Below are 4519 nucleotides of genomic sequence, written 5' to 3'. Positions count from 1 at the left end.
CAGGGCCTCTACACGCGCCTCACGCGTGCACTACACAGTCGGACCATGCCTATCAACTCCCCGATTCACTCTGCAATCGGGGGCCTCCGTCATCACAGAGGCACCACAAACCTGTGACCAATCCATGGGGTACATAGCGGTACTACCGGGGTGTATCAGTCGTTGGGGCGCTCCCTGGCCGGGGGCGGCCGCCCGCCCTCGGCCCACTCGTGGTCGGTGCCGTCCCAGTCGGCCACAGAAGCCAGTACCGCCGCTCACCCGTCCTTCCGCCATGTGCGGATCGGCTGGCCGCGTTCGTCCCAGGAGCAGTCCTCCAGGAGCGTCATCCCGTTCTCCGCGAACACCTGCCTGGCCGCGAGCACCCCGTTGGCATGCCACTCCTTGAACACGCCGACGGGCAGCCCGTCCCGCAAGGTCCCCTCCGAACGGAGCGTGCCGTCCTTGTACCACTCCCGGGACAGCCCGTTCTTGTAGCCGTCCACGTAGCTATCGAGGCTGACCAAACTCTCACCGAGGTGCTCGGTCACCTCGCCGGTGAACGGTTCACCTCGGTGGAACAGTCGCTCCGAGTCGTCCATGTCCACTTCGGGGTCGTCGATGTCGATGCGACGCACTGCTGTCATCAGGGAATCCAGTACGGCGGCGGATCACCGCCAACGAGGGCGCACTCAGTCGAGCCGGTGTCACAGTCGGCCGCGAAGATCATTGGTGATTTCCATGAGGCTCGCCAGGTCTTCAGGCGGCATCGCGTAGTGGGACGCCCTGATACGTTCCAAGAGTTCATCCAGCAGGGACACGTGTGAGCTCGCACACTGAGCGTTTTCAGCGTGGCCACTGATCGGGTGACGCCGGTGACGGCGAGGTGAGGGCCGCAACGCACAAGGCTCCCGTGCCGTTGGGGGAGGTGTTCGAAGTCTCAACCCATCGGCACAGGAGCCCTGTTGGTTCCCTATCCTGCCGCACTCGACCTCCCGCATGGCCTCGTCGAGTGGGCCACGATGCTCATCGTCACCCGTAAGGGCGACCGACGGTGCAAACTCCCGCCGCACCAGCGGGCGCTCGTCGCTCTGGTGTACCTGCGCCGCCACGACACCCTTACCCGGCTCGCGTCCGGCTTCGGGATACCCGTCGGCACCGCCCACGCGTATGTCACCAGCGTGACCGCCCTGCTCGCCGAACGTGCCCCGGGCCTGCTCAAGACTCTGCGCGAGCGTGATCCGGAGTTCGTCCTGCTGGACGGGACCCTCGCCGAGTGCGACCGCATCGGCGACAGCCGGGCCGGCACTCGGCCAAGCACCGCCGGCACGGCGTGAACGTCCAGGTCGTCACCGACCCCGCCGGTGAGGTGCTGTGGATCTCGCCCGCGCTGCCGGGCCGCACCCACGACCTGACCGCGGCCCGCGCCCACCGCATCATCCGGATATGCGAGCGTCAGGGCGTCCCGGTCCTCGCCGACCGCGCCTGGGCCCTGGCCGCGGCGAGAGCACCAGTCGAACGCGGCATGGCACGGCTGAAGTCCTGGCAGATCTTCCACAGGTCCCGGATCAGCCCCAACCGCATGAACGTCATCGCCAAAGCTGTCCTCACCCTGGTGAGGCAACGCTGAAAACGCCCACTTGGTTCGAACTCCCTCTGCCCGCCGGCGAAACGGGCCTGACCGACCCGGCGGAGAATGACCTCGGCACAGCGGCCGGTGAAGGACTTACGCCGGTCGTCCGAACACGAGTCGACGAAGGCCCGGACAGCAGGATGCAGGCATGGGCTGCCGTCCCCCACCAGGCTGGTGTGGCTGGTAATCGTTCCGTCGATCAGCAGCGATGAGGCAACGGCCGGAAACGTTTCAGACAAAGTAGTCCTCCGCATCCGGCGCCTCGACGCCTCGCAAGAACCGGGAGAACGCGTCGAACTCATCCGCCCCGAGGAGGTAACCACCCGTGTGATGGAGGTGGAACCAACGCCCCTTCTCGTCCACGAGCAGAAGACCGCGCTCGGACTCCTCATACCCCACCGGGAAGAGCCCGGTTCCCAACCCGGCAGCCAGCTCCGCGATGAGCGCCGCATCCCCTTCATAGCCGGGTGTCGGCTTCATCACCCACACCTCGCCTGCGGCCTTCTCATGCGCGAGACGGAGCAGGCCGTAGCTGCGCACGATCCGCACAGCGGCAGGCGACGCCGACAAGGCGACGCCTTGCCTCGCAGCATCCCGTACCCGCACCTCGACCAGCTCCGCGGCACGCTCACCGATGTCACGGCCGGGAACCCAACCGTTCTCGGTCAGCCAGGCGGACTCGTAGGGCGCGGGCTCGGTTGAAGCCATCGATCTTCCCGTTCTGTGAGCTGAGCTGCACTGAGCTGTCAGGAGTGCACGTGAATTGCCCACTTCCGGATCTTCGATATCGATGCGACGCACTGCTGCCATGAAAGAATCCAGTACGGCGGCGGATCACCGCCAACGAGGGCGCACTCAGTCGAGCCGGTGTCACAGTCGGCCGCGAAGATCCTTGACGATTTCCATGAGGATCGACAGATCCTCAGGCGGCATCACGCAGTCGGACCCCCTGATGCGTTCCAAGAATTCATCCGGCAGGGACACGTGGTGAGCTCGCACACTGAATAATTTCATGCTCATCAACATAGGTGAACTCCATGAGACTGTCCCGCAAGCGCCCTCGGGACGCTCCGAGGGGGGCCGGCCACAACTCCTGGAAGTTGTCTGCGATCTTCATGAAAAACCTTGCCTGGAGCATGGGAGGAACGTTCGACCCTCCTGGCGCTGGGTTCCTACGAGGGCGTACTCGTTCAAGCCGACAGCACCCAACCCGCCCGGCGCCGGCCCAGCCCCGCAGGCGCCCCGCAGATGCCGACATCGTCCGACGCGAGCCGCATGCTTGGGGTTGCGGACCCTGCAAATCGCCCTATTGCTTGACGTTCTCCCAGGTGCGAGTCGGATACCCTTCCTCGTCCCACTCGTATTCAGCCAGAGGAGTTTTCCCGTCCTCACTGTTCAGCATTCGCTTGGCCAGTATTCCGTTCGGATGCCAGCGTTTGAACTCGCCGGAGACGAATCCCATCTTCATGACACCCTCCGCACGCAAGGTGCCGTCCTTGTACCACTCGCAGTAAGGACCGTCCTTGAATCCGTTCCTGTAGGTCACCCTGCTCACCAGGTGACCGGCCAGGTGCTCCACGGCCTCGCCGGTGTAAGGCTCTCCAGCGTAGAGTAGCCTGTGATCGAAGTCGATATCGACTTCATCGTCATCGATGTCAATACGTCGCATATCCATTACCAGGGCAGTTTATTCTCGGCGTTGGGCGGCCAAGCAGTGAACCGCCCAAAGGAACTCGGCACCTCATGCAACATATTCGCACAATTGGCGCAGAACGGCGCTGCCTTCGGCGGCACAGGAACCTCCAGATCGAAGTCCTTCTTGAAAGGAAACCATACGGAAGCGCGGAGTTCACTCAGAGCACTCGCATCATCCGGTAGCCCCAGTTTCTTACGCTCCCACAGTAGCCGGTTCGCAGCCTTCACCTCTGCATGCTCCAAGATCTGCGCAGGGTGAGGTGGGTTGCCCCGAAGGGCTTCGTAACGCTCAGCAAGCAGTGGATGCAGATCATCCAGCGGGATCAGTGCATCGCCAGGCCCGTTGATGCCTTCGAAGACCATGCCCGTACGGGTGTCCATTACTGCGCCGACACAGGCGCCGGTCTGCCCCTTGGAGAATGTCCCGTCGACCTTGGCCTGGATGTAGATGTCCACACGGTCCCGAGAGAGAGCCTGGATGAATTCTTCAACCGGACGACCGTCGACGTGCGTAATGAGACCTTCCGAGATCTCTACACGGGATGGATCCACTTGCCCGAGGAATTTGTCACCTGGACCCGCCCCGGGCAATTCTCCCTCATGCACCAGGGCATCGGCGGGGTCGTAGCCGTCCGCGTATCCCGGCCCCTCCGGCGTGTCGGCATCGGCATCGCCGTAGCTCGAACCGTCCTTGTGTTCCGTCGCAGCATGGCCGACATCGTCCGTCCCATCAGCAACGGATTCGTCAGGAGTGTGGGGGGTGCCGCCTTCCGCGTGATGGTGGGGGGAAGGAGCCTCGTGGGAGGGCTCAGAGGTGTGCTGGTGATGCACACCGTGGCTCTGATCACTCGTACCGGATCCGCCACGACCGCCGTCATCAGAGTGAATGTTGAAACCATCCAGGCCTTTGCCGTGACTGCCCGTATGACTGTTCGGGGAGTCATGACTGGCGGTGGAGCTGTGACCGACGTCGTCCACCCTGCCCTCGGGCAGATGGTCTGCCATACCTCCGGGGAGGTTGTCGCCCAGCCCGGTGCCGGGGCCCGGCAGGTCGCCGCCGGCGTGGACGGTGGGCAGGTCGCCGCCGGCGTGGACGGCAGGGGACGTGGGGACGTCCTCGCCGAGTCGGCCCACGTCGTCCAGGCTGCTGCCCAGGTTGACGTGCTGCACGGGCTCGGGAGTGTGCGCGGCCGCGCCCGCCATCGCCGGTTCCCT

General features: G+C 64.4%; 3 protein-coding genes and 2 pseudogenes. 1 reads left to right on the top strand and 4 read right to left on the bottom strand.

Annotated features, from left to right (window positions below; all coding sequences use genetic code 11):
- Window positions 1–254: 254 nt before the first annotated feature.
- A complete protein-coding gene (locus tag AC3ET3_RS35870; RefSeq protein ID WP_432159191.1) occupies window positions 255–623 on the bottom strand; it encodes a toxin-antitoxin system YwqK family antitoxin in 369 nt (122 codons plus the stop codon).
- Window positions 624–941: 318 nt separating this feature from the next.
- On the opposite strand from AC3ET3_RS35870, the pseudogene AC3ET3_RS35865 reads away from it, so the two are divergent.
- A pseudogene (locus AC3ET3_RS35865) lies at window positions 942–1606 on the top strand (transposase).
- Window positions 1607–1840: 234 nt separating this feature from the next.
- Here the strand turns inward: AC3ET3_RS35865 and AC3ET3_RS35860 are convergent.
- The 3 genes and pseudogenes from AC3ET3_RS35860 to AC3ET3_RS35850 all read right to left on the bottom strand — a co-directional run.
- Window positions 1841–2317, bottom strand: coding sequence for an SUKH-3 domain-containing protein (locus AC3ET3_RS35860; RefSeq protein WP_432159192.1), 477 nt, complete (start codon window positions 2315–2317; stop codon window positions 1841–1843).
- Between the two features lie 598 nt (window positions 2318–2915).
- Window positions 2916–3284 carry a toxin-antitoxin system YwqK family antitoxin gene (locus AC3ET3_RS35855; protein WP_432159193.1) on the bottom strand — a complete coding sequence of 123 codons (369 nt, stop codon included), beginning with the start codon at window positions 3282–3284 and terminating at the stop codon, window positions 2916–2918.
- A pseudogene (locus AC3ET3_RS35850) lies at window positions 3284–4519 on the bottom strand (hypothetical protein); the annotation flags it as partial. The pseudogene AC3ET3_RS35850 and the gene AC3ET3_RS35855, both read right to left, overlap by 1 nt.

The organism is Streptomyces sp. bgisy159 (assembly GCF_057707805.1).
Note: the sequence above shows the minus strand (reverse complement) of the source record. Positions and strands in the feature narration are given on the sequence as shown.

What these genes read in the sequence shown, in the direction of transcription:
- AC3ET3_RS35860 (WP_432159192.1), bottom strand. Translation starts at nt 2,317, where the DNA reads ATGGCTTCAACCGAGCCCGCGCCCTACGAGTCCGCCTGGCTGACCGAG.
- AC3ET3_RS35870 (WP_432159191.1), bottom strand. Translation starts at nt 623, where the DNA reads ATGACAGCAGTGCGTCGCATCGACATCGACGACCCCGAAGTGGACATG.
- AC3ET3_RS35855 (WP_432159193.1), bottom strand. Translation starts at nt 3,284, where the DNA reads ATGGATATGCGACGTATTGACATCGATGACGATGAAGTCGATATCGAC.